The organism is Phytoactinopolyspora limicola, from assembly GCF_011320225.1.
In the GTDB taxonomy this organism is placed as follows: Bacteria; Actinomycetota; Actinomycetes; order Jiangellales; family Jiangellaceae; genus Phytoactinopolyspora; species Phytoactinopolyspora limicola.
In genome coordinates this window covers 227,346-251,957 of record NZ_JAAOEN010000007.1, presented here as the reverse complement: position 1 = coordinate 251,957, position 24,612 = coordinate 227,346, and the positions used below count along the sequence as shown (strand labels likewise).

Below are 24,612 nucleotides of genomic sequence, written 5' to 3'. Positions count from 1 at the left end.
CGCGGAGCCCCACATGCGGGGAGGATGGGGTCATGGCTGCGATGACGCTGGAATCCGTCGGTGCCGATCAGTTGGACGTCGCACGACGCTCCTCCAATGGTCGCGCTTCCAAGACCCTGCACAGCGGAACTCGGCTGCGACAGACGCTGATGGCGTTGGTAGCCGGCACCCGCCTCGACGAACACCAGAGTCCCGGCGACGCCACCGTGCTGTGTCTGAGCGGCCAGGTCACCCTGCATGCCAGCGACCGCAGCGTTGTGGTGCCCGCCGGATCGCTGGTCGACGTTCCGCCGCAGAGACATGACCTCGTCGCCGATGAGGATTCGCTGGTGATCCTCACCGTCGGTCTCGGCTGACCGCGCCGCCGGTCTGATCGTCGGTTTCGGCTGACCGCGTTTCCGCGGTGTCACCGGTCGTGCAGTAAGCCTCCTTATGGCCACCGCCAGGGTGCAGTAAACCTCCTTGTTGTTGCCCTGGTGACAACAAGCCTCCTTATGGCCACCGCCGGGGTGCAGTAAGCCTCCTTGTTGTTGCCCTGGTGACAACAAGCCTCCTTGTGCCCGGGCAGATGCTGCAGTAAGCGTTCTTGTGGCGGGTATGCCGATCGTCGTCTGTGCAGCGCTGTCAAGCGGATGGTCGAGAGCAGGCGCTGTTATCCACAGATCCGTCAACGGTGTTCCATCGATCATCGGTCCGTTGCGAAGATCGGCGACATGGAGATACCGCCCCAGTTGCAGGACCTGGCCGACGCTCAAGACGGCCTCATTACCCGGCGCCAGGCCTTGGCCACGGGGCTGAGTCCGGCCGCGATCAGGCATGCTCTGGGGCGGCGCGGTCCGTGGCAGCGTTTCGTGTCGGGGGTATATGTGACGTTCGGTGGGCCGCTGCAAGAGAGGCATCAGGTGCGGGGCGCGCTCCTTTACGCGGGCGGCGAGGCGCTGCTCAGCGGCCCGGTGGCCTGCCGTGGTTATGGCTTGAGGTATGTGCCGGAGGCCCGTGGGGTGGTCATCTTGGTTCCTCCGCACGTGCGGAGGGCATCCGTTGCCGTAGCCACCATCCACCGCGTGCATTCGATGCCGGTTGCCCGGTCGGTCCGGGGGATTCCATGTGCTCCCCCGGAACGCGCCGCCATTGACGCCACCCGTGATGCGGGAAGCCTGCGGGATGTCCGGGCTGTGCTGTGTGAGGTCGTGCAGCGTGGGCAGGCAACCCCGGAACGGCTGTCCGATGAGCTCAACAGGATGGATCCGCGCGGTCTGAAATTGGCTCGACAGGCTGTGCGGGACGTCCGAGCGGGCTGTCGCTCGGCACCGGAGTGCGAGCTGCGCGACCTCATCAAGAGAGCTGCTGACCTGGACGAGCCGGTGTGGAACCAGCCGCTACCCGGGGCGCCGGACACCGTGCCGGATGGTTACTACGAGGACGTCCGGCTGGTCCTCGAAGTCGAGTCGCTGGAATGGCATCGGTTCGGCGACGCCCCTGAGATGACTGAACGGCGGCGAGCCCGTCTGGCCAGTCTCGGGTGGAGAGTGCTGCCGGTGTCGCCGCGCCGGATTCGCGAGGAGCCGGCTGCCGTGGTGGCCGAGATCCGTGCCGCACGAGCACGTTTCCAGCGCCCCGCGGCTTAGCCACCACGTTGAGAGCAGTGACGCCAGACTTGCTCGTGGCCTCCGCCTGGGTGCAGTAAGCCTCCTTGTTGTTGCCCTGGTGACAGTAAGGTTCCTTGTGCCCAGGCGTCCGGAATCCGGACCTTGTGCCACCTGCCCGCGCGGTCGGGTCTAGCGTTGGATGCCATGACCGTCACACCGCCTACGTCGTCCACCTCTCCGGCCGCAGATCAGGCGAAGCCGGACATCAAGCCCCATTCCCGGGCGGTCACCGATGGCCTGGAGCGGGCTGCCGCGCGTGGCATGCTCCGGGCCGTAGGGATGACCGATGACGACTGGGAGAAGCCGCAGATCGGCGTCGGCTCGTCGTGGAACGAGATCACGCCGTGCAATCTCTCGCTCGACCGCCTGGCGAAGGCGGCGAAGGAGGGTGTCCACGCCGCCGGCGGGTATCCGCTCGAATTCGGGACCATCTCGGTGTCCGACGGGATATCCATGGGCCACGAGGGGATGCACTACTCGCTGGTGTCCCGTGAGGTGATCGCCGACTCCGTGGAGACGGTGTTCGGGGCCGAACGCCTCGACGGAGCCATCCTGCTGGCCGGGTGCGACAAATCGGAGCCCGCCATGCTGATGGCCGCGGCCCGGCTCGACGTCGCCGCGGTGTTCATGTACGCGGGTTCTATCCTGCCCGGGCGGGTCGGCGACCGCGAGGTCACCATCATCGACGCCTTCGAGGCGGTTGGCGCCTGTGCCCGCGGGCTCATCACCCGTGAGGAGGTCGACGAGATCGAGCGTGCCATCTGTCCGGGGGAGGGCGCCTGCGGCGGGATGTACACCGCGAACACGATGGCCAGCGCGGCCGAGGCGCTGGGTATGTCGCTGCCGGGAAGTGCCGCGCCACCGGCCGTGGACCGCCGTCGCGACGGCTACGCCCGCCGGTCCGGCGAAGCCGTCGTCGAATTGCTGCGCCGTGGCATCACCACCCGGGACATCCTCACCAAGGAGGCGTTCGAGAACGCCATCGCGGTGGTCATGGCGCTGGGTGGGTCGACGAACGCGGTGCTGCATCTGATGGCGATCGCCCACGAGGCGCGGGTCGAACTCGAGCTCGACGATTTCAACCGGATCGGCGACACCGTCCCGCACCTGGCCGACGTCAAACCGTTCGGCCGCTATGTGATGACCGACGTGGACCGCATCGGCGGAGTACCCGTCGTCATGCGGGCGCTGCTCGACGCGGGCATTTTGCACGGCGATTGCCTCACCGTCACCGGCAAGACGATGGCCGAGAACCTCGCCGACATCGCTCCGCCGGACCCGGACGGGAAGATCATCCATGCTCTCTCCAACCCCATCCACAAAACCGGCGGATTGACCGTGCTGCGAGGGTCGCTGGCCCCGGAGGGTGCGGTAGTGAAGTCGGCCGGGTTCGAGTCCGACGTGTTCGAGGGCACCGCCCGGGTGTTCGACGGTGAGCAGGCCGCTATGCAGGCGGTCGAGCAGGACACCCTGCGGAAGAACGACGTCATCATCATCCGCTACGAAGGCCCCAAGGGCGGACCGGGTATGCGCGAGATGCTGGCGGTGACCGGCGCGATCAAGGGCGCGGGACTCGGCAAGGACGTTCTGCTGGTCACCGACGGACGTTTCTCCGGTGGCACCACGGGGCCATGTATCGGACATGTCGCGCCGGAGGCAGTCGACGGTGGTCCGATCGCGCTGATCAACGACGGCGATCCGATCCGGTTGGATATGGCGGCGCGAACACTCGACCTTCTCGTCGACGACGACGAGTTGGCCCGCCGCCGCGAAAGTTGGCAGCCGCCCGAGCCCAAGTACCGACGCGGAGTTCTCGCCAAGTACGCGAAGCTGGTCGGTTCGGCCGCGAAGGGCGCTGTCTGCGACTAGTGCGCACTAGTCGCCGCGTGATGTGAAGGTACGGAGTTAGAGCTTCCGCCAATAGATCGGTGGAGCTGAGCCAGTGGAGGAGCGAGCATGGCAAGGCGGAGGAGAAGGTCGATGCGGAGCCATCGATCGACGACGACAACGAAGCCAGGTGACGCTCATCCGCTGGCTCAGCCCGCCAGCATCTATTGGCGGAAGCTCTTAGGTTGATGGGTAAGGTTCACGCCGGTATCGACGGACGGCTGCGGGAGTTCGTCACCGCGCAGAAGGTGTTCTTCGTGGCGACGGCACCCTCCGGATCAGACGGGCACGTCAACGTCTCACCGAAGGGTGTCGACGGTAGTTTCGTTGTCCTCGGGGAACACCGCGTGGCGTACCTCGACTACACGGCTAGTGGTGCCGAAACCATTGCTCACCTGCGAGAAAATGGTCGCATCACCCTGATGTTCTGCGCCTTCGACGGCCCGCCCACCATCGTGCGGCTGCACGGCACCGGCCGAGTCGTGACGTTGTACGACGACGAATTCACCGAACTGGCCGGCCACTTCCCGGATCGGCGCGGCGCGAGAGCGGTGATCGTCGTGGATGTCTTCCGGATCTCGGACTCGTGCGGATTCGGTGTACCGCAGATGACGTATGTCGGCGAGCGTGACCTTCTGCCCGCGTACGCACATCGGAAGGGTGTCGACGGTCAGGCGGCCTACCGCACCAAGTGGAACCGGACCAGCCTCGACGGGTTGCCGGCGTTCGACTTCGACCCGACTTCCTGAGTCGTCGTTACCTCCGGCCGTGTACGCGGGCGGCGCTGGGTCTTTCCGCATAGTTGGCCCGCGCTTCGATGATGCGGGGCACACTGTAACCGGGTGTTCTTCCCGCCGCCCGGGGTGTTTGACGAGGGCCGCTGCGGGTAACGCACATGCTTGGTGAGAGGAGTGACATATGAGTGCACCAGACAGTCCAGTGAACGTATCCGCCAGTGATGTCGCGGCGCAGTTGCAGCCGATCCTGGTCGACCTCATCGCGTTGGCGTTGAACGGCAAACAGGCGCATTGGCACGTCCACGGCCGCCAGTTCATCTCGCTTCATGAGCGGCTCGATGTGTTGGTCGCCGACGCGCGTAGCTTCGCCGACGAGATCGCCGAGCGGGTGGTGGCTCTTGGCATGCCGGTTGACGGCCGGCCGGCGGCGGTGGCCGCGGCCAGCGCGGAATTCCCGGATGGCCTGATCCCGGACGACAAAGTCATCGCGTTGATCGTGGAGCAGCTGGACGGGGTCATCGAACACGCTCGGCAGACGCTCGGCGCTCTCGAGTCGATCGATCAGGCCAGCCAGGACATCGTGCTGGGCATGCTCAGAGTGCTGGAGAAGCACCGCTGGATGTTCGCGGCGCATCGCGCGTCGTGAGTTGGCACCCGCAGCGGTCCGACACACTAGGATCGTGTCCATGAGAGCAGGTGACGAAGCCCGTCGAGGGTGACGCACCTACTCGATGTTCGTTGAGAGGAGCCCGAATGGCGCGAGTCGCGTTTATTGTCGACGATGTCTTCGAAGACTCCGAGTTTCAGGAACCGTATGATCACGTCCGCGACGCCGGGCATGAGGCGGTGATCGTGGGGCTCGCCGCCGGCAAGGAGATCACGGGCAAGAAGGGGTCCAAGGTCACGGTTGAGAAAGGACCCGACGAGGTCACCGCGGCCGACATCGACGCCGTAGTGGTGCCCGGCGGGTATTCCCCGGACAAGGTCCGTACCAACGCCGCCCTGGTGGCGCTGGTCCGCCAGGCGCATGAGGATGGCAAACCGGTGGCGGCCATCTGTCACGCCGGGTGGATGCTGGCCGAGGCCGACATCCTGCGCGGTAGGACGGTGACGTCGTATCACTCGATCCGCACCGATCTCGTCAACGCGGGGGCCCATTGGGTCGATGAGGAGCTGGTCACCGACGGCAACCTCATCACCTCGCGGACCCCGAAAGACCTCCCCGCCTTCAACGCCGCGCTACTCGCCGCACTGTAAGAGGCCGGGGAGGTGGCGGTCCTGGAAGGGGCGCGGACAGTTCCGCGACGCCGCGACCGCTTCCTGGGCCGAGCCCGGCGAGCCGTCTGGCCGTGGTCCGCGGTGGGCCTGGCCGCCGCGTTGGTCTGCTTCTGTCTGTCCTTGGCGCCGTCGCTGATTCCGCGCCCCTGGGAGCAGCAGGGTGTCTTCTCCGGGGTCAGCGCCGCCATCGGGTACGGCGTCGGTGTGTTCCTGGCCTGGTTCGCCCGGCGCGCGCGTATCAGCCCTGCCTGGAGCGTCGCCACCCGCCGGAAGGCCTGGTGGTTCCTGGCCGGGTGTGCGGTGGCGGGTGGGGCCGCGGCGATGGTTATCGGAGCGAGCTGGCAGGCCGATCTACGCGAGGTCATGGGTTTGGCCCCGGTCGGCGTCGGGTTCCTGGCGGTGCCGTTGGTCGCCGCTGTAGTGGCGGCGTTGGTGGTGGTCGTGGCACGTGGCGTGTGGTGGGTCGGCCGGCGGCTGGCTGCCGCGCTGGGCCGGCATGTCCCCACCCCCGTCGCGCATTCCGTGATCGGTGTGGCCGCGTTGTCGCTGGTGGTTCTCGTGACCAACGGCACCATGATGACCTGGGCGAATGAGGCCATGGAGCGGGTGGGTGCGGCCATCGACCGGCGTGGCTCGGTCGAGCTGCCGCCGCCGGTCGATCCGGAGCGCTCCGGATCTCCCACCTCCGTGGTCGACTGGGAGTCGCTGGGCTCGCAGGGCCGGGCGTTCGTCACCGGAGGTGTGCCACACGACGAGATGGCCGCGTTCGCCGCTGCCCGTGGCCACGACGATGTCAGCATCCCGATCCGGGTGTATGTCGGGATGGACTCGGCCGACAACCTGGGGGAGGCCGCCGCCCTCGTCGTCGACGAACTCGACCGTACCGACGCGTGGACCCGCGACGTGCTCCTCGTAGCCACGCCGACGAGCAACGGGCTGGTGTCCCCGGCAGCGGTGGCCACTCTGGAGCTCATGTACGGCGGCGACACCGCCACGGCGGCCATGCAGTACTCCCATGTGCCCAGTTGGCTGAGCTTCATCGCCGATCGCAACTCGCCGACGCAGGCCGGGCAGGCGTTGTTCGAGGCCGTCTACGACTCGTGGTCGCAACAACCGGTGCACAGTAGACCGTTGCTGTTGGTGTACGGCGAGTCGCTGGGCAGTTACGGCGGGCACGGCGCGTTCAGCGGAATGCAAGACATGATCACCCGCACCGATGGTGCGTTGTGGGTCGCCACCCCGAGTTTCACCGAGACGTGGCGGGATCTGACTCGTCAACGCGATACCGGCACGCTGGAGCGTAGCCCGGTGTTCGAGGCAGGTGAACATGTGCGGTGGGGTACCGGCGTGGGCAGCGCCGCCGACGTGTGGGACGCGGGACCGGACTGGGAACACCCCCGAGTGGTCTACGTTCAGCACGCCTCGGATGGTGTGGTCTGGTGGTCGTCGGACCTGCTGCTCCATCAGCCGGACTGGCTGCGCGAGCCACGCGGCGACGACGTCCTGCCGGGGCTGCGCTGGTTTCCGGTGCTGACGTATTGGCAGGTCACGATGGACATGTTCGTCGCTGGCGACGTTCCGCCCGGGCACGGCCATGTCTATCTCACGGAATACGTGGATGGCTGGACGGCTATAGCGCCGCCGAGGGGCTGGACCGACGCTGACAGCGAGGCTCTGCGCGCCAAGGTGGTCGACCGGTTCTACGAGCAATACCTGCAGTGACCGGACGCTGACCGCGGATGCACCCCGGCATGATCGGGGCGTTGTGCGGGTAGCGTGAAAAGGGAAGGGCGACGAAGGTCCAGACGAATCGGCGGACCGGTCACCTACGCGCATGGTGCGCAGCGGAGGTGGTGTGACGTGGAGCCCTGGATGTACAGCGTCGGAATGGCCGTGATCATGGTAGGGGCGCTTCTCGCCGTCGTGCTCGCTGGGCACCGCGTCGACCGGCACCGGTATCCAGATGCCCAGAGCGCGCGGGCCGCGGCGGATCAAGCCGTGGTGGAGCACGCGGAGGAGATCGTCCGTTCGGCCAGTCACCGGCTCCGCCGCGAAGCCAGCAACGACCCCGACGGTTGAGAACCCGCACGAAGCGGAAACTTCCCCCCTGTTGGCCTGGCTGGATAGGGGACCCGACGTCTACCGTGAACTGCGTTCGACGCGGTCGGCGCGTCGGGCGGAACGGGTGCAGGTGCACCGGTAGCACCCCCGGGACGGGAGAGAACATGACGGCGCAGGTGGGCTTCCTCGGTGCCGACGTCGCTCAGCTCCGAGCCTTCGCGGCCGCGTGCGATCAGGCCGGCTTGCAGGTCAACGGCATCCGGGCGCGGATCAGTACACATCTAGACAATCTGGAGTGGCGCGGATTCGACGGCGACGCCTTCCGCCGCGCCTGGTACGGCGATTACGCCCGGCTGCTGATGGCTGTCACCGAAACCCTGGACGGCGTGGCCTACCTAGTCGAACGACATGCGGACGAGCAGGAGAACACCAGCGGCGACGTGCCGGGTGCAGGCCAGCCCCATCCGCCGGGCGGGAATGGCGCGGTGGGCGGCGGCGCGGTGGGCGGTGGCTCGACGTTGGACCGCATCCGCGAACTGTATGGGGAGTGGGAGCGTCTCTGGGGGCCGGTGGACCTGGCTATCGGGCTGGCGCCCTGGGTTGGCGCGGCGGTCACCTGGCGCGACGCGGTCAAGTTGAGCTACGTCGACTGGGTTCGGCATGCCGACCAGTGGCGGGCGGCGAACATCGGCGGCTGGACGGGCAACCTCCTCACGGGCCTGAACGTGCTGAACGTCGGCGTCGGCAGTTACCGGATGGCCGAGGCCGCCGGCGAGGGCGCCTACGGCCGGGCGGCCTGGGAAGGTATCGGCGTGGGAAGCACCATTGCGTCGGTGTCGAGTGTGGCCGCGCTGAAGGCCGCAGGGGGTGTTGGGCTGGCTGCGCATGGCGGCTGGGCGCTCGGCTCCTTCATCTACGACACGACGGGCCATACCGGGCCGATGATCTGGCTCGGCGACAACGTCATCGGTCCCGCCGGTGACTGGGTAGTAGGAACATGGGACGGCGCGGTCGATCGCGTGACGGGCTGGTTCACGCCGCCGCCGCCACGCCATGGTGGAGGTGGACGATAGATGAACACGTTGGCACCGGGTGCGGCGAAAGAGGCGACCCCGGCATCCGCGGAGATCGACCCGGTGACCCTGACGTCGGCGGAACTGCTGGCCCTGCTGGAGCTACGGCCGGGCCCGGAGGCCGAGCTGAGCCGGCAGCGGTTACAACTCCCGAATACCGGGATCGACGATCTGAGCGACGCGGGAGTCGCCTCGCTCGTCGCGCGCGACATGTTCGAGGTTGGTGGGGAACAGTCCGGGCCGGTAGGAGCGGCATCGGTCGCCGGATACGCCATCACCGCGGCGACCCGTTGGACCTCCGTCGCGTTCGTGGAGGAAGACACCGCGCTCGTGACGCTGGTCGTCGAGAGCCCCGAAGTGACGCTGCTGGTCACCCCGCGCCCGCCGGGCCTGTTCGACCTGGTGCCGTTGCGCCAGGGAGTGCGTGCGGTGGACATGTTCGCCCCGTCGGTGGCGAGGTTCGCCGAACGAGACGAGGCGCGTCACGTCGAGATCGTCGTGACCACCGATGCCACCGAACGTGTTGTGCGGTTGACCGCTGATCCTGGATCGTGGCGGGTGACCGGACCTGATGACGACGAGTCGCGGGTGATCGGCCTCGACGAGATACCGGATCTTCTGTCTGGAGTTGTCTGAGATTCTCCGAACTTCGGCTGGCCGGTTGATACTCTGCGCCAGGTGCGTGTGTGACGGTGTGTTCACACCCGGTGCGGGGCGTGCGGCCCGCACCGGCATCAGGCGTGCCAGCGGAGTGGACGTGGCGTTCACGGGGATGCCACGGTGGAGGAGGACGTCGGTGCGTAGCCATCGAGCGACGGCAGCGCGACACACTAGGGCCCTTTCGTGCACCACCCGGGTGGCGGCCGGTGAGACGGTGGACACGTGCTCCGGGTGACCCTACGCGGGGTGGGTGTCCCCACCGTGGTGCTCGGCTCCGGTGAGACCCTGCTAGTGGGGAGGGCGCCGGCCAGCGCGCTCCCCGACGACGATCCCGACGCCCAGCTCCGGCTCACCCCGGTTGCGTTGCCACGGTGTGCGCCGCATGTGTCGCGGGTGGTCGGCGAAGTCGTCGTCGGCGACGAGGTGGTGCGGCTGCGGTGGCGTGGCTCCACCGAAGCCCAGCTGTCCAGCCTGTTCGACGCCCCTGGCGGAGCCCGCCGGGTCACGCTGACCGATGGTATGGCCGCGCTCCTCGACGAGGGCGAAAACCAGGTACTCCTGCTTCGCGGTCGGCAGGCCGGCGCGGACAGCTACACCGACCTCGTGCTCGTCTTGGACGTCGCGGTCCCAGCGGTGGACGAGCAGCCGGCGCCGGTCCGGCTCGACGGTGACGCCGATGCCGCGCCGACCGCCCCGGCGCCGCGTCTCGAGCCGGGAACCCGAGAGTGGTACGTAGCGCTTGCGCTGGCCGAGCCGTGGCTATCGGGCGCCGACGACTACCCGCGGCCGCCGTCCAACCGGGAGATCTACGAGCGGATCCGGGGCTGGCACGGCTACGCGTGGAATCTCGACCGGCCACAGCGGGTCGACGATGCCATCAGGGTGGTGGCACGTCTCGCGTTCGGGCCGGGGGACGATCCCTTCCGGTCCGGGTCGGGCCGGGTACAGAACGTCCGGTTCGCGGTGGGGCGCCGCGCGGCGGAGATCCGGCTCGTCACGGCCGAGGATCTGGCGACGGCGGAGGGATCGCGTCGAGATGCTCCCGCATGACCGCGGCGTGGCGAGCGTTCAGCCGCTCGTAGGTGGCGAGCGCTAGCCGCCAGTGTTCGGCGGCCGCACCGTTGTCACCGCTGGCATGCGCGCAGTGTCCGAGTCCTGCCTGGGCGCGAGCGATCTCGTCAAGATCGCGTGCTTCGGTCGCGAGAGAGAGCGCGTCGTGGTGGTGTGTTCGGGCTTGGGCGATTGAACCGAGAGCCAGCGACGCGGTGCCCATGGAGTTCAACACCTCCACCTCGAGGACGGCGCCACTGACGTCGCGGGCTAGTTCGAGCGCGGATTCCAGATGTGGCATACCGTCGGCAGGTTGGCCCGCGGCTACCAACGCGCGGCCGAGCAGTGCCTGGCTCTCGCCCTGGACCAATACGTCTCCCTGCTCTGCCGCCAATGACCGGGCGCTGTTATGAGCCTCGACCGCCTCGGCGAAGCGCCCAAGTTCGCGCCGGATCTGGCCCCGACTGTTGAGAAGCATCGGCACCCCGATCCGGATCCGGCTCGACTCGCAGAGGTCGAGGCCCCGGTCCACGTCGTCGTCGGCCTCCGCGTAGCGCCCCAGCGTCAGATACACGACCGCCCGGTTGCTGAGCGCCATGATGAGGTGACCAAAATCGTTTCGGCGCTGGCAGTCGTCGACGAGTTCGGTGTAGATCCGTTCCGCCAGTTCTAGATCGCCGGCCAGCCGGTGGATGATCGCCTGGTTGTTCCGGGCGGCGGTGATCCGGGTCGCGTTGTCGGCAGCTAGCGCTTCTTCCTCGCCGAGCTGGTAGTGCCGCAGAGCGTCGTCGAGACGTCCGAGCCCCTTGTAAATGTTGCCGATGAGCAGGTGAGTCCGGCCCACGACGGCGTTGGGGGCAACCGATTCGGCCCGTTCAAGGTGGTGGATCGCCTTCTCGAAGCGGCCTTGTTTCTCGTAGACCCGAGCGAGGTACCGGTGTGCTTCACCTTGTTTCGGCAGGTCACCGGAGCTCGTCGCCAGGCTGTGCAGGATCTCGGCGGCGGGCAGCTTGCCGTCGTCGTACAGGTAGGTCGCCAGTGTGCCGGACAATTCGGCGACGTAATCCTCGTGGTCGTATTCGACCGCCAAGGCTGCCACCATCGTCGCCGCCTGGTGTTCACCGTCCAGCCAACCTGCTGGGTCGGCGAGGTCGACCGTCGGCGCCGATCCGTTCCAGACAGCTGGCTCCATCGGCTCCTCGTCCCGCCATCTGACTCGCACCGCATGCAGGGAATAGGCCAAATAGTGGTCGAGCAGCCGGCGGACCGCGGCGCGCTGGGCGGAATACGGCTCCTCCTCATGGAGGAGCGATTCGGCGAATGTTCGTACCAGGTCGTGAAATCCGAACCGGCCGGGTTCCGGGATGCGCACGAGGTGTTCAGCGCGGAGCGACGCAAGGACGTCCAGCGCGGTCTCCGGGTCACAGTCGGCCAGCGCGGCGGCCGCCGGTGGCGAGAACGAGGGCGCCGGGAAGAGTGCGAGCAGGCGGAACATGCGCTGTTGTGCCGGTTCCAAGCGCTCGTAGGACGTGCTCAGCGCTGGTCGCATCGATGCGCCCCGAACGGAAGCTTCTAGCCGCCGGATCTGGTCGTCGACGGTCCACGCCGGATGCTGGTTCAGATGAGCGGCGACGACGTTGAGATCGAGCGGCAGGAACCCGCACAACTCGGCCAGCCGCTTGGCCAACGACAGGTCGGCCAGGATCCGCTCCCGGCCAGCGGTCTCAGCCAGGAGTTCGATGGCGTTGTCACTGGTGAGCGGATCCAGCTCACGTTGCTGGAGTTTGGCGGGCCGGGACAGCCGCCGGCGGCTGGTGACGATGATGTGCCCACCGTGATTGGTGGGAATGAGCGGATCGAGCTGATCATCCCCGGCAGCGTTGTCGAACACGGCGAGGAACCGACGATCACGCGCCCACGTCTGCCACACGGTGAACAAGTGCGCCGGAGAAAGCCGGCCGATCTTGCTCGCGGAGTGGCCGGTGGCCGTGAGCAAGCCGGCCACCACCGCACTTGGCTGAGCCGGCTGATGGGCGGGATGGTGGCCACGTAGATCCACGAAGAACGTGCCGTCTGGGTAGACGTGCGATCGGGTGAGCTCCGCGGATGACCGCAGGGCGAGTTCGGTCTTCCCGATTCCAGGCATGCCGACAATGGCCATGGTGCTGCCGAGCGGCTGTGTGACGATCTCGGTGAGTTCGTCACCGCGGGCGGTGAACGTGGTAGCCGGGGTCGGGATCGACGGGAGGACCTCGACCACTGCGGCGGTAGAGGTGGTGCCCATCGCGGCCGCGTGAGCTTGCCGCCATGCAACGGCGTCCGTCGGTGACACCCCCAACGCCTGCACGATCTCCAGCACGAGGTCGACGTCGACCCGGGACCGGCCGAGCCGGAAACAGTCATAGACCGTAGCCCTGCTGAGGTGTTGCCGGTGCGGGTGCAGGCCGCGCCTTTCCCGCAGCGCTTTGATTCGTTGGGCGATCTGCGCATACGACGGTGAGCCGGACCATTCCCGGAGCTCGCGTAGCCGGTTGCTGAGATCATCAAGGGTGGCGACGCCCACCGGGGTGGGCGGGCGGATGGCGGCGGTCAAGACGGGATCAGCCTTTGGCACGGGTCCTTCTCGTTGTCGTTCGGCATAGCTCGGGCAAGGCAGCGCTACTGTCGAGCATATGGTCAGCGTGAGGGTACCTACTGCCGGTACCCGGCTAAAGCCCTGGTCCGCCAGATTAGGAAGTTTCCGCCGGTCACTACGTGCACAAGAGGAATCGATCGCCGTAGCGTTCGATGACGACACGATGCGACGACAGGAGACAAGCAGATGGTCGACAAGGCGAACTTCATGGGAATCGACCCGGAGCAGACCCGGGCGGCGAGCCAGCAGATGGACAGCACGGCCGACAACCTCGGCTCCATGGTGTCGATGCTTGGTTCGATGCTCGACAGCGTGTTCTGGGAAGGCGACGACGCCAAGCGGTTCATGTCCGACTGGAACGGTTCGCTGCGCCCGGAGCTCGATCGTGCGACGGAGACCATCCGGGAGAACGCCGTCGAGCTGAGCCAGCGCGCCCAGATGCAGGAAGAAGCCAGCCGCTAGTGTGTCGCTCCGCACGAAACCACCACCCTCGTGCAGTAAGCCTCCTTACGGCTACCACCCTCGCGCAGTAAGCCTCCTTGTTGTTGCTATGGCGACAGTGAGCTTCCTTGTGGTGAAGCTCGGCGTGCGGCAAGGCTCCTTGTAGCCGCACGCGGCGCCATGGTCCCGTGCCTTCGACGGCACCGGTCTGATGTCCGGGATTGTCTGGGAAACACGACACGGCGAGAAAACCGTCAGCACAATAGGCCGGTTCGACTGGTGTGGATCCGGGTGGAAACACGTGTTCGCGAGGGGATACGAACCTGTTGTGCAGAGTTGCGGTCGGCCGCGTGAATACCCCGCGTCGACCCCCGCATCGCCAGGTCCACCGATCCGTTCCCGCCCCGTCGTTGTCGTACCTGCCCAGAGCGGAAGTTTCCGCTGGTCGACAAGGTGGAAGTTTCCACCCCCGCCGCGCTGGCCGCGGGCCCGTCAGCCGCCTAACTTCGATGTCGGCAAGCGGATGTGACGCCAGGAAGGGTCGCTCCCAGCTCGCCGACTTCCAACGCGATGAGGAGGCAAGGATGTTCAAGGGAGCCGATGTCGAGGGCCTTGACCGGATCGCGCAGAAGCTCGATCAGGCCATCGATTTCGCTCGGACCGTCCTTGTGGTGCTTCGGCTGACGGTCCGGGCTCTGCGGGCGATGTCGTGGACCGGCTGGGCCGCGGCATTCGCGGCATACCTCGAGGGGGTCGTGATCCCGTGGGTGCAGACCACGATGCAGGCCCTCCAACGGTTCGCGGCGGTTATCAAGTTCGCCTCCAGCCAGCAGAAGGAGGTGAGTGCGGACGCGCCGCAGGTGGTCATCCCGCCGATGTACCAGACACCCGCGCTGCCGCCGTGTGGCCCGGTGAACCCGCCGATGCTGAGGACGCCGCAGAACACCCGGGCATTCGAGGTCTACGACGGCGGGACCGGAGTGCAGATCCAGAAGCCGGTATTGCCTGGCCCGATCAACCCCCGGCCGGATCAGGGGGGCTCCACCGGAGGTGGTGGATTCCAGCATGTGCCTGGTCCTAGCGGGCCGTCGTCGGGCTCGACCGGAGCGAGCGGATCGGGCGGCGGGGTCAACACACCCACTGGTCCGCAGGTGAACGCGCCGGCGCACGGTGGCGTCAGCGGCGGTGGCGGCGGGGCCGGGGGTGGTACCGGACCGGGCACCCCGATCGCGCCGGCCAGTGGTGGCGGCTTCGGGTCCGGTGGTGGTGTTGGTGCGGTAGGTGGCCCCAGCGGGTCCGTGGCGACCCCACCGTTCGTGCCCGACGGCAGCGTTGGGTCGGCCGGCGGCACAGGTGGCGTTCTCGGCGCGCTGGGTGGCGCCCTCGGTGGATCAGCAGCGGGCCGGGCCGGCTCGGGCGGTTCCGACGGCGGGCTTGGCGGTGCGGGTTCCTTCGGTGGTGGTGGCTTGGATTCCGCCGACGGCGGCGGGGACACATCGGCTCGTGCTGGAGACGCTGCTGGGCAGACCGGCCGTGGCGGTGGCCAGCCGACAGTCAGCGCGACCCCCATCGTGGGTGGCGGTGGCGGGATGGACGGTACGTCCAGCGAGTCGGGGCTCGGGACCGTGCCGGAAGGGTCGGGCGGTGGTCCGAACGCCGGATTGCTCGCCGCGCCGCTGGGGCTGGCCGGGCTTGGTGCGGCGGCTCTAGCCCACGCCCGGGCCCGCAACGGAGACGACGAAGACGACGACGGCGAGGAAACACCGGCCTCGGCGAGGGCCCGGACCGGGGCCGCGGCCGGACCGGTGAACTGGCTCGGCGCGGGTTCGCTCGACGCGGCGACCCGAGCCAGTGCGGTGCCCGAGACGAGTTGGGCTCCCGGCGCGGATGCCGACCGGGCGGTGTACGGGGCGGCCGGGCCGCTGAACGCTGGTCTCGATCCGGTCGCACCGGCCGGAACCGGGGTGACGTCCGTACTCGACGCGGGCATGGACACCGGATGGCAGCCGGCATCCGACGGCGAGCACGGCATCAGCTACGAGACGCCTTACGGCCGGGTAGCGGTGGACAGCGCGGTGGCCGGAGCGGACGCCGCCGGCGGAACAGCCGGTGCCGATGGCGCGGGCGCCGTGGCCCGTTGGTGGTCGGCCGCGTCGGCTGGGGCGGACGTCGACGGGGCGGCGGCCCGGGCGGCGGAGACGGCAGGCCTGGTGTGGCCGGGCGCAGCGACTCATGAAGGAGCACGATGACGATGACCGACACCACTGGTGCACAACTGGCTGATCCGGTGGACCAGACAGCTCAGGCGACGACGGTCCACTACCCCAGCCATGTGCTACCGGCGGCGCCGCCGTTCCGGATCGACGTACCCGACGGGTATGTGGCACACGCCGCGCCTCGTGCTCTCGCCGTCGTCCGGCCCGAGGCCGACGCGGGCAGCCCCGGGGCGTTCACCCCGAACGTCACCGTGACCGCCGATCTGGTGCCCGGAGGCGCCGACCCGAAGGCGCTGCTGGCCGCGATGGTCGCGGCGCAGGCGGGCGAGGTAGCCGTCGGGGCGCCGGCCGAGATCGAGGCCACCGGTGCGGCCAGCCAGCGGTTGTGCCGCACGGTCGACGGGGTCGACGTGATCCAGGTGGCGACCGTCTGGGTGTTGCCCACCCGGCACTCCGGAGGGGTGACCCACGCGATGACGGTGGTGTCCAGCTGGGCCGACGGCTCCGGAGCCGAGGTCGGGCAGGCGCTGCGCGCCATTCACGAATCGTTCCGCGTCGAGTCGGCATAGCCGACCGACGTGTGACGCTCACCTGGCCATCGGGCCGGGGGAGACAGGCAAGGCAGGTACAGCACACCACGTGCGGAAAGGAAGGACGATCATGGCTCTTCTGGGGATGAACGTCGAGCAGGCCGATCAACTCGCTGCGGTGATGGACGTCGATGCGCAGAGCATCACGGAGATCACCCAGCGGCTGACCCAGCAGCTGGCCGCCACGGAGTGGCTCGGCAACGACCGCAACACGTTCGAGGCTCAGTGGACGGGGGAGTTCGTCCCGGCGTTGGGCCGGGTGGTCGAGGCGCTCAACGCCAACGCCAACATCCTGCGGGTCCAGGCCGAGGACCAGCGCCGCGCGTCGAGCTGACCGACGTCGTGAATGGCGTCGCGGCCGGTGATCGTGGGCGGGTCCGGAGACGGGGCCGCCCACGATCGCTGCCGACCGACAGGTAGCGAGAGGAGGACGGATGATGTGGCGGTTGTCGGTGCTGCCCAGCGCCGAGAGCGGCTTGCACCCGGTGGACGTCGTGATCGCGGCGCAGCCGGGGGCGAGGGTGGCCGATCTCGCGCAGGCGCTCGGTGGGCACCTTGGCGACGCCACGTCCGGGCTTCTCCTCGCACCGCACAGCGACGGCGCCCCCTGGCCCGCGGGGTTGCCACTGGCTGAGGCGGGGTTACGCAATGGCGACGTGGTCGAGGTCGCCGCGGTTCCCAGCGGCTGGCTGACGACGCCGGCGCGGCGACGCCAGCCTCGCGCGGTGGTGCGGGTGTTGACCGGTGCCGACGCCGGCGCGACGGTGGAGGTGCACGGCGCGGCGCTGACGATTGGACGCGGTCGGGACTGCACGGTGGTGCTGGCCGATCCGCTGGTCAGCCGGTTGCACGCCCGGGTGATGCTGGCCGCGGGCCCGGTAGTGATGGATGAGGGTTCCGCGCACGGCACCACCGTTGGTGGGCGTGAGGTCACCCGCCCGGTGAACGTCGAATGGGGTGAGCCGATCGAGCTCGGCGACACCCGGATCGTCCTGGAGCCGGGCCGGGGCACCGACGACGGCCGCGACGTGGCCGTGCTGCGTCCGCCTCGATTCGGCGCGGACATCAGCGAAGAGGAGCTCGACGTCCCGCAGCCGCCGAGCAAACCCGGCAAACAGGCTTTCCCGTGGGCGATGATGCTGATGCCGCTCATGATGGGCGGCGCCATGTTCATGTTTACGCAGCGGGCCTACTCCTTGGTCTTCGCCTTCGGGTTCCCGCTGATGATGCTGCTCAACCACCAGATGCAGCGGCGCCAGAAGCTGAAAGAACACGCGGAGGATCTCGCCGCGTGGCGGGCCGAACTGCAGGAGAGACTGGACGAGCTGGACGGCAAAGCGACCATTCAGCGGGCGCACGCCGAGGACGACGCACCCGACCCGGACGTGGTCCGGTCCCGCATCGTCTCCCGCGACCGCACTTTGTGGACTCGGCGGGCCGGCGACGCGGACTTCCTGGCGGTCCGGGTGGGCCGCGGTCCGGTCCCGGCGCTGGTGACGGCGAAACCACCACGTGGTGGCAGCGGAGGCAGCGTCGACCGGGACGCACAGGCGCTGATGCGTGGCGAGTTGGCCCAGCGAGCGTCGCTGCCGCACATGCCGGTGGTGCTGCCGCTGGCCCAGCACGGCCTGGTCGCGGTGGCCGGTGCACCGACCGAGGTCGATGCGTGTGTGCGGGCGATGGTGACGCGGCTGGCCGCCACCCACTCACCGGCCGACGTGTCGCTGGCGGCGGTGCTGGGCAACGGACGCCAGCACGTCGAGGCATGGCTGCGCTGGTTGCCGCACACGGCCCGGCGCACCGGCGGTGTGGCACCGGTGGCGATGGGTGCGCCCGACGGGCAGATGTTGCTGGAGTTGCTCTGCGCCGACGAAGGCGGGATGGGGCACACCGTATGCCTGCTCGACGAAGACGCGGGTCTGCCGCGTCGGGTGGTGGAGGCGGTGGCCCAAGTGGCGGCCGAACGCCGGCTACACCTGGTGTGGATGGGCGCCGATCCCGATCGGGTCCCGGCGTCGACCGGTGTACTCGCGTCCCTCGGCGCCCCCGGTCGCGCGGACCTGACCCCACCCAGCGGGCCCGAGCCCGTGGGGGTGATCGCCCGCCGCGATCGGGGCGGTCTGGACGCAGTTACGACGGTCGACGCACTCGACTTGGCGCCGGCGTGGAACTGTGCCCGGATGATGACGGCCTATCGCGACGACGCGGCCGTGACCATGGCCGACACCGCTCTACCGGACGCGGTCCGGCTGCCGGATCTGGGAACCGATCTGCACGACGCCGACGACGCCGACGCGCTGCTGCACCGGTGGTCGTCCAGCCGCGGGTTGCGCGCCCAACTCGGTGCGGGCGCCGACGGCGTCGTCACCATCGACCTGCGCGACGACGGGCCGCACGGCCTGGTCGCGGGCACGACCGGTGCGGGCAAGAGCGAACTGCTTCAGACGTTGATCTGCTCGCTGGCGTTGAACAACCCGCCGTCGCGGATCTCGTTCTTGCTGGTCGACTACAAGGGGGGCGCGGCCTTCCGCGAGTGCGCCGACCTACCCCACACCGTCGGCTACATCACCGACCTCACGCCGGCGCTGGTCCAGCGGGCCCTGACGTCGCTGCACGCCGAGCTCACCACGCGGGAGCACCAACTCGCCGAATACGGCGCCAAGGACCTGATCGCGTTGGAACGCGACCACCCCGACGCCGCGCCGCCGAGCATGCTGATCGTCGTCGACGAGTTCGCGGCGCTACTCGCGGAGGTGCCGGACTTCGTCGACGGAATGGTGAACATCGCCCAGCGGGGCCGCTCGCTCGGCATGCACATGGTGCTGGCGACCCAGAGACCGGCCGGTGTGGTCACCCCACAGATCAAGGCCAACACCGACCTCCGGATCGCGCTGCGGGTCGCCTCGACCGACGACTCCAACGACGTCATCGACGCCCCGGACGCCGGGCACCTGTCCCGCCGCACCCCCGGCCGGGCCTGGCTGCGGCGTACCGGGCACGGCACCCGCGAGTTGGTGCAGGTGGCTTGGGTAGGCGCGCGGGAACCGGCCCGGGAGGGGGCGTCCGTCGTCGACGTCTCTCCGTTCACGGCCGTCACCGTCGGGCCCGGTGCGGCCGCGGCCGGCGACGGCAGCCGCGTGCACCCGCACACCGACCTCGAACGGCTCGTGGCGACGACGAACACCGCATTCGACCGCTCCGGCCTGGCCGCGCCGCGCCGGCCGTGGTTGCCGCCGCTGCCGGCTGAGTTGGTACTGGGTTGCCCGGCGCCCGGCTCGGTGACCTTGGACCCAGGGTCAGCGGAGCCGCCCGACGAACTCCGACCGGCCGACGGGCAGGTGCTGATCGGCCTGGTCGACCGGCCGGCGCAACAGGAGCAAGGGCCGCTGTACGCGGACTTCGCCCGGTCCGGCCACCTCCTCGTCTATGGCGCTTCTGGGTCGGGCAAAACCGAGTTGCTGCGTACCCTCGCCGCCGCCGCGACGGCCGCCGCGGGGGACCATCCGCCGCTGGTCTACGGCATCGACTGCGGTGGTGGCTCGCTCGGTGTGCTGGAGACCCTGCCGTCGGTCGGATCGATCGTCGTCGAGCAGGCGATGGAGCGGATCCAGCGGATGATTCGGATGCTGCACAAAACGGTCGAGGACCGCAACGCGACCCTGGCATCGTACGGGGTCCCCGACATCGCGGCGCTCGCCGAGCAGGGCGTCGGGATGCCGCGGGTGTACCTCCTCGTGGACAACCTGCCGTCCCTGGTGGAGACGCTGGAGAGCGGCCCGGCGCTGAAGCGGTCGCACCTGGAGAAGCTGACCGCTGTGCTGCAGGAGGGGAGGCGGTGCGGGGTGCACGTGGTCGGGACCTCGCCGCGCAGATCCGGTGTGCCCAGCGCCATGCAGGCCGGGTTCGGTCAGCGGATCGTGTTGCGGATGACCGCCGAGGAGGACTATCAGATGCTCGGCGTGCCCAGCAAGGTGCTCGACGCGGACACCGTTCCCGGGCGGGGGCTGCTCAACGGCCACGAGGTGCAGATCGCGACGGTTGGCGGGGCCGGTGGGCCGATACAGCTCGAGCGGTTGCGGGCCTTGGCGACCACCGTCGAGCCCAGCTATGCCGGCCGCCCCGCTGTCCAGGTGCCGGCGATGCCGACCATGCTGCCGCCGGCGCTGGTGCCCGCACCGGACGCCGACGCCCTGTGTGTGGCGGTCGAGGCGGAGTACGCCGGCGCGGTCACGCTGCCGCTGACCGAGGCGCCGTTGCTGGTGGCCGGGCGGGCCCGCAGCGGCCGGACGAGTATCTTGGCCGGGCTGGCCGAACTCGCCGCCCGGTCCAGCCGGCCACCGGTCGAGACGGTGCTGCTCGGGCCGGGAGTGGCCGCAGCGGCAGGGGTGGACGTCGCCATCGACGATCTGGAGAAGGCCGGCGAGTGGGCGGCGGCTGTCACGGCCCCGGACGATCCGGCCGACTGGCGGTTGGTGCTCGTCGACGATGCCCACGAGTGGGAGCGGGCCTGGGACGGCTCAGCCGAGGCGAAAACGGCGTTGGAAGCGTTGGCGACCCTCGCCGGCACGGCGTCGGCCACCCGCACCGGGCTGGTAGTGACGGCCGACCCGGACGAAGCCCGATCCAAGGGCCACGTACCCGGGTTGGTTGCCACCGTGCGCCGGTTCCGCCGGGCTATTCTGCTGGCGCCGGAGATGTCCGACGGTGCTCTGGTATCGGTGACCGTGCCGATGAACACGCTGGAGCCGATGAGTGGCCCAGGGCGGGGTCTGCTGTGCACACCGGGCGCGATGCAAGTAGTCCACGTAATATCTGCTCCGGCGGCCAATGGCTCGGCGGCTGGAACCGCAGCGACGAAGGGAGCGGCGGCGTGAGCGCTGATCGGTTGCCCGAGGCAGCAGGGGGAGATCGTGCGTAACTGGTGGACGGCGGCCCGGAAGCGCATATCCATGCGCCGGGCATGGGAACGTGGGTCGATCGAGGTCGGCGTGGCCGGCGTGGCCGCCGCACTCGTGGTGGGGGCGGCCGTCGGCAACGGCGTGGCGCGCACCGCGGTCGACATGTTCGACGGATTGACCTGGCTCTCCGACGACTCCACCGGCCAAGTGGTGCAGGTCAACCCGGCCACCGGCCGGGCCGAGACCCGGCTTCAGGTAGCCGCCGGAGACTCGTTGCTGGGTATCGCCCAACGCGACGGGTGGCTCATCGTCGACGACGCCACCACCGGCCACATCATCTCGATCGACCTCGCCACCCTGCTCAAGAGTGGTCAGCGTTCTGCCAGTGCGGACGGGGCCACGAAGGTCCTCATCGCCGGTGGGCAGACGTTCATCGCCGACCTCGAGGACGGCACGGTGAGCGCCGTCGACCCCCTGACGCTGCGCGACCTCGGCGAGCCGTATACCGGCGCCGGTCCATTCGCGGACGTGGTAGCCGACGAAAACGGGCACGTGTGGCTGCTCGACCACGACACGCAGCTGGTCGAGTTGCGCTACTCCGATCTGGTCCACCGGTTCGTCGTCGAGTCGAGCCGGCCGATGCCGAACACCGGCTCGCAGACGCGTCTGGTGCCACACGACGAAGGGGTTAGTGTCTTCGCGCCGGAAGGCCCGGTGGTGGCGCAGGTGGGCACTGGCCGCGAGTTCGCCACGGTGTTGTTCGACGCCGGTGGCCCCGTGTTCGTCGCCGGAGAGGCACCGGCCGACCTCGCCCCGGGATCGTTCCCCGAGACGTCGATGGTGGTGCTCGTCAACGACGAAGACGTCCTCGAGGTGAACGTCTCCGCGATGGGGTGCGCCGAACCGGGCGCACCAGCGGTGTTCTCCGAACGGGTATACGTGCCCTGTACGGGGGACGGCAAAGTGATCGTGCTGGATCCGGCCGGTCAACGTGCAGCGCCCGACATCATGACCCCCGACGGCGAGGACCCGCAGCTGGTGGTGGACGACGGGCGGCTGCTCATCTCCACCGCGGGTGGCCCCGAGGTGGTGGTCGTCGAACCCGACGGCTCCACCAAGGTCATCGACATCGGCGGCGACGGGGTCGAGGTGTTCGACCCCCACGCCCCGCCCCGCCAGGTGAACCTGCCCGACGTGCCGCAGTCGCTCCGGCCGCCGCCACCGGGCGGCGGTAGCGGAGGATCGTCGTCGAACCCGAACAACCAGGACCGGTCCCAGCGGGACGGCTCCGGATCGAACGACCGCGACGATCACCGTTCGTCGGACAACGGCGGCGGTTCAGGCGGAAACGGCGACTCGAACAACCGGGACCGTGGCCGCGGTGGCGGCGGCAACGACGGCGGGTCGGGTAACGACGGCGGGTCGGGCAACGACGGCGGGTCGGGCAACGACGGCGGCCGGGACGACCGTGGTTCGGAGTCGGGCTGGGGTGGTGATGGCGGCGGCGACGGAACCGACGGTGGCGGCGATCGCGGCGGCGACGGTGGCGCCGACACCGGCACCGACGTGGGGACTGACGTCGGAACCGACGATGGCAGCGACGACGGTGCCGTGGAGGGTGCCGAGGATGGCGCCGACGACGGAACCGAGGATGGCACCGACGACGGAACCGAGGATGGCACCGACGGTGGCGACGAGAACGGCGAGCCGGAACCGGAACCGGAGCCGGCCACCAACGTGCAGATCGGCGAGAGTGGTGGTCAGTACGTCGTGACGTGGGATCCACCGGCGGAGCGTCCCGAGTCTTTCCGGGTGGTTCCCGAGCTCGCCGGAAGCGGTTCGGTGGAGACGGTGTCCGGCGACACCACCAGTGTGGTCGTGCGGGATCTGACCCCGGGCCGCACCATTCGTTATCGGGTGTGGTCGATCGGCGCCGACGAGCAGAGTGTCGCCTCGGACTGGAGCCAGCCGTTCGAGGTACCGGGTCCGCCGCCGGAACCGGTGGCGCCGATCAACGTCGTGGCCGAGAGCAACTCCCCGGGCACGGTGGATCTGAGCTGGCGCCATGGTGACGTCGACGTGGTGCCGGACAACTACCGGGTGGTCCAGGTCCGGGGGAGCGGCGTCGATCCGGTGACGCTGGCCGGCAACCAGCTCGACACCCGGTTCACCGGGCTGGCGGAGGACTCGGTGGTGGCCTTCCGGGTCGACGCCGTCATCGACGGTGAAACGGCCGGGACGCAGTCGGCCGACGTGCGGGTGATGGAAACCCCGCCGGATCCACCCGAAGCGCCCACCAATGTGCAGGCCGCGCAGATCGACGACCAGCCGCGGGTCCGGGTGCAGTGGTCCGCGCCATCGTCGGTCCAGGACCGACTCATCGTCCGCCGGGCCGGCACCGGCAACACCTGGAACGTGCCCGACCCCACCTCGACCCGCCTGGACGTCGACGTTCCGTACGGGACCACGGCCAGGTTCGAGATCATCGCCGAACGCAACGGCGAGCAGGTGGTCTCGTCGCAGAGTCCGCAGGTCACCGTCATCGAGCCACCGCCGCAGGTGGAGGTGCCCAGCGCGCCGCGCAGCGTCGCGGGCTCGTACCGGGATCGCCCGGACAGCAGCCAGGTCCGGCTCGACGTGTCGTGGTCCGCGCCGTCGTCGGATGGCGGCGCCCCGGTTACGCAGTACACCGTCTCCGGTGGTGGCGCCAGCACGACAACGGGCGGGACGAGCACCACGCTGACCATCAACTGTGGCGGACAGTCCCTGTGTACCAGCGGCGGGACCGTCAACGTCAGCGTCACCGCAACCAACACGGCGGGCACCGGCCCCGCGGGTAGTGCCAGCGTCAGCGTTCCGGCGCCCCCGCCGCCGCCTCCGGCCAACGGTGACGCCGTCGTCGGCTCCATGAGCGCGCCGACCACGCGCAGCCAAGACGATAGGTGGGGGACGACGTCGTACAGCGTCACGCTGGCCGCACCGTCGCATTGGGCGGCCCACAACGGCACATGTGAGCTGCGCTGGTCCGGGACGGTCAGTGGCAGCCAGGCTGTGGACTGTGGCTCCACCTCGACGGTCTATCTGGGCTCGGCGTCGTATACGAGCGCCGGTGACGTCACCGCCTATGTGCGGGCGTTCAACACCTCCGGAGGCACCGTGGCCGACTCCGCCGCTCAAACGGTGAGTGCCTGGGAGCCGATGGACTGCTACTACCCTGGCCCGTTCCCGTCAGACCCGGACAACACGTTGTGCCCGATGCCGCCGCCGAACATCGGTTCCGGGCTTGCGGCCGGCGATTCAGCCGACCGCTCCGGCCTGGTGTCCGCCCAGTCCGTGGCCGGGCTGGTCGGGCTCGGCCTGGCCGGGGCGCTGCGGGCGGTGCGGCTGCGCGGCCGTGACGAGGAGAAGACCACAACGATGGAGAAACAGAGATGACC

Annotated in this window: 18 protein-coding genes; 17 read left to right on the top strand and 1 reads right to left on the bottom strand. The window is 69.1% G+C overall.

Annotation, left to right across the window (positions count from 1 at the left end; all coding sequences use genetic code 11):
* Window positions 1-32: 32 nt before the first annotated feature.
* The 11 genes from G8760_RS18245 (at window position 33) to G8760_RS18195 (ending at window position 10,395) form a co-directional block, all read left to right on the top strand.
* Entirely contained in the window at window positions 33-356 is a 324-nt protein-coding gene (locus G8760_RS18245) for a cupin domain-containing protein (RefSeq protein WP_166353812.1), read from the top strand.
* A 357-nt stretch (window positions 357-713) separates the two neighbouring features.
* Window positions 714-1,628 carry a hypothetical protein gene (locus G8760_RS18240; protein WP_166353810.1) on the top strand — a complete coding sequence of 305 codons (915 nt, stop codon included), beginning with the start codon at window positions 714-716 and terminating at the stop codon, window positions 1,626-1,628.
* A 165-nt stretch (window positions 1,629-1,793) separates the two neighbouring features.
* Complete coding sequence (ilvD, locus tag G8760_RS18235) at window positions 1,794-3,518, top strand: dihydroxy-acid dehydratase (RefSeq protein ID WP_166353808.1); 1,725 nt, start codon at window positions 1,794-1,796, stop codon at window positions 3,516-3,518.
* A 206-nt stretch (window positions 3,519-3,724) separates the two neighbouring features.
* Window positions 3,725-4,285 carry a pyridoxamine 5'-phosphate oxidase family protein gene (locus G8760_RS18230; RefSeq protein WP_166353806.1) on the top strand — a complete coding sequence of 187 codons (561 nt, stop codon included), beginning with the start codon at window positions 3,725-3,727 and terminating at the stop codon, window positions 4,283-4,285.
* A 169-nt stretch (window positions 4,286-4,454) separates the two neighbouring features.
* Window positions 4,455-4,919: a Dps family protein gene (locus G8760_RS18225; RefSeq protein WP_166353804.1), complete on the top strand. Its 465-nt coding sequence runs from the start codon at window positions 4,455-4,457 to the stop codon at window positions 4,917-4,919.
* Between the two features lie 107 nt (window positions 4,920-5,026).
* Entirely contained in the window at window positions 5,027-5,530 is a 504-nt protein-coding gene (locus G8760_RS18220) for a type 1 glutamine amidotransferase domain-containing protein (RefSeq protein WP_166353802.1), read from the top strand.
* A 12-nt stretch (window positions 5,531-5,542) separates the two neighbouring features.
* On the top strand, window positions 5,543-7,273 hold the full coding sequence (locus G8760_RS18215) for an alpha/beta hydrolase (RefSeq protein WP_166353800.1): 1,731 nt from the start codon (window positions 5,543-5,545) through the stop codon (window positions 7,271-7,273).
* A 150-nt stretch (window positions 7,274-7,423) separates the two neighbouring features.
* Window positions 7,424-7,630, top strand: a complete 207-nt coding sequence (locus G8760_RS18210; protein WP_166353798.1) for a hypothetical protein — start codon at window positions 7,424-7,426, stop codon at window positions 7,628-7,630.
* Window positions 7,631-7,776: 146 nt separating this feature from the next.
* Window positions 7,777-8,685, top strand: a complete 909-nt coding sequence (locus G8760_RS18205) for a hypothetical protein (protein ID WP_166353796.1) — start codon at window positions 7,777-7,779, stop codon at window positions 8,683-8,685.
* Complete coding sequence (locus G8760_RS18200; protein ID WP_166353794.1) at window positions 8,686-9,321, top strand: hypothetical protein; 636 nt, start codon at window positions 8,686-8,688, stop codon at window positions 9,319-9,321.
* 246 nt (window positions 9,322-9,567) lie between these two features.
* Window positions 9,568-10,395, top strand: a complete 828-nt coding sequence (locus G8760_RS18195; RefSeq protein WP_166353792.1) for a hypothetical protein — start codon at window positions 9,568-9,570, stop codon at window positions 10,393-10,395.
* Here G8760_RS18195 and G8760_RS18190 read toward each other — a convergent pair.
* Entirely contained in the window at window positions 10,340-13,009 is a 2,670-nt protein-coding gene (locus tag G8760_RS18190; protein ID WP_166353790.1) for an ATP-binding protein, read from the bottom strand. The two genes, G8760_RS18195 and G8760_RS18190, sit on opposite strands and share 56 nt — an antisense overlap.
* A 207-nt stretch (window positions 13,010-13,216) precedes the next feature.
* Here G8760_RS18190 and G8760_RS18185 point away from each other — a divergent pair, with 207 nt between their 5' ends.
* From G8760_RS18185 to G8760_RS18160, 6 genes are all read left to right on the top strand, one after another.
* Window positions 13,217-13,492 carry a WXG100 family type VII secretion target gene (locus G8760_RS18185; RefSeq protein ID WP_166353788.1) on the top strand — a complete coding sequence of 92 codons (276 nt, stop codon included), beginning with the start codon at window positions 13,217-13,219 and terminating at the stop codon, window positions 13,490-13,492.
* Window positions 13,493-14,055: 563 nt separating this feature from the next.
* Complete coding sequence (locus tag G8760_RS18180; protein WP_166353786.1) at window positions 14,056-15,720, top strand: hypothetical protein; 1,665 nt, start codon at window positions 14,056-14,058, stop codon at window positions 15,718-15,720.
* Window positions 15,721-15,722: 2 nt separating this feature from the next.
* A complete protein-coding gene (locus tag G8760_RS18175; RefSeq protein ID WP_166353784.1) occupies window positions 15,723-16,256 on the top strand; it encodes a hypothetical protein in 534 nt (177 codons plus the stop codon).
* A 91-nt stretch (window positions 16,257-16,347) separates the two neighbouring features.
* Complete coding sequence (locus G8760_RS18170; protein ID WP_207782480.1) at window positions 16,348-16,611, top strand: WXG100 family type VII secretion target; 264 nt, start codon at window positions 16,348-16,350, stop codon at window positions 16,609-16,611.
* A gap of 100 nt (window positions 16,612-16,711) precedes the next feature.
* Window positions 16,712-21,151 carry a type VII secretion EssC family protein gene (locus G8760_RS18165; RefSeq protein ID WP_207782479.1) on the top strand — a complete coding sequence of 1,480 codons (4,440 nt, stop codon included), beginning with the start codon at window positions 16,712-16,714 and terminating at the stop codon, window positions 21,149-21,151.
* Window positions 21,152-21,187: 36 nt separating this feature from the next.
* Entirely contained in the window at window positions 21,188-24,610 is a 3,423-nt protein-coding gene (locus tag G8760_RS18160) for a fibronectin type III domain-containing protein (protein ID WP_166353782.1), read from the top strand.
* Window positions 24,611-24,612 lie beyond the last annotated feature (2 nt).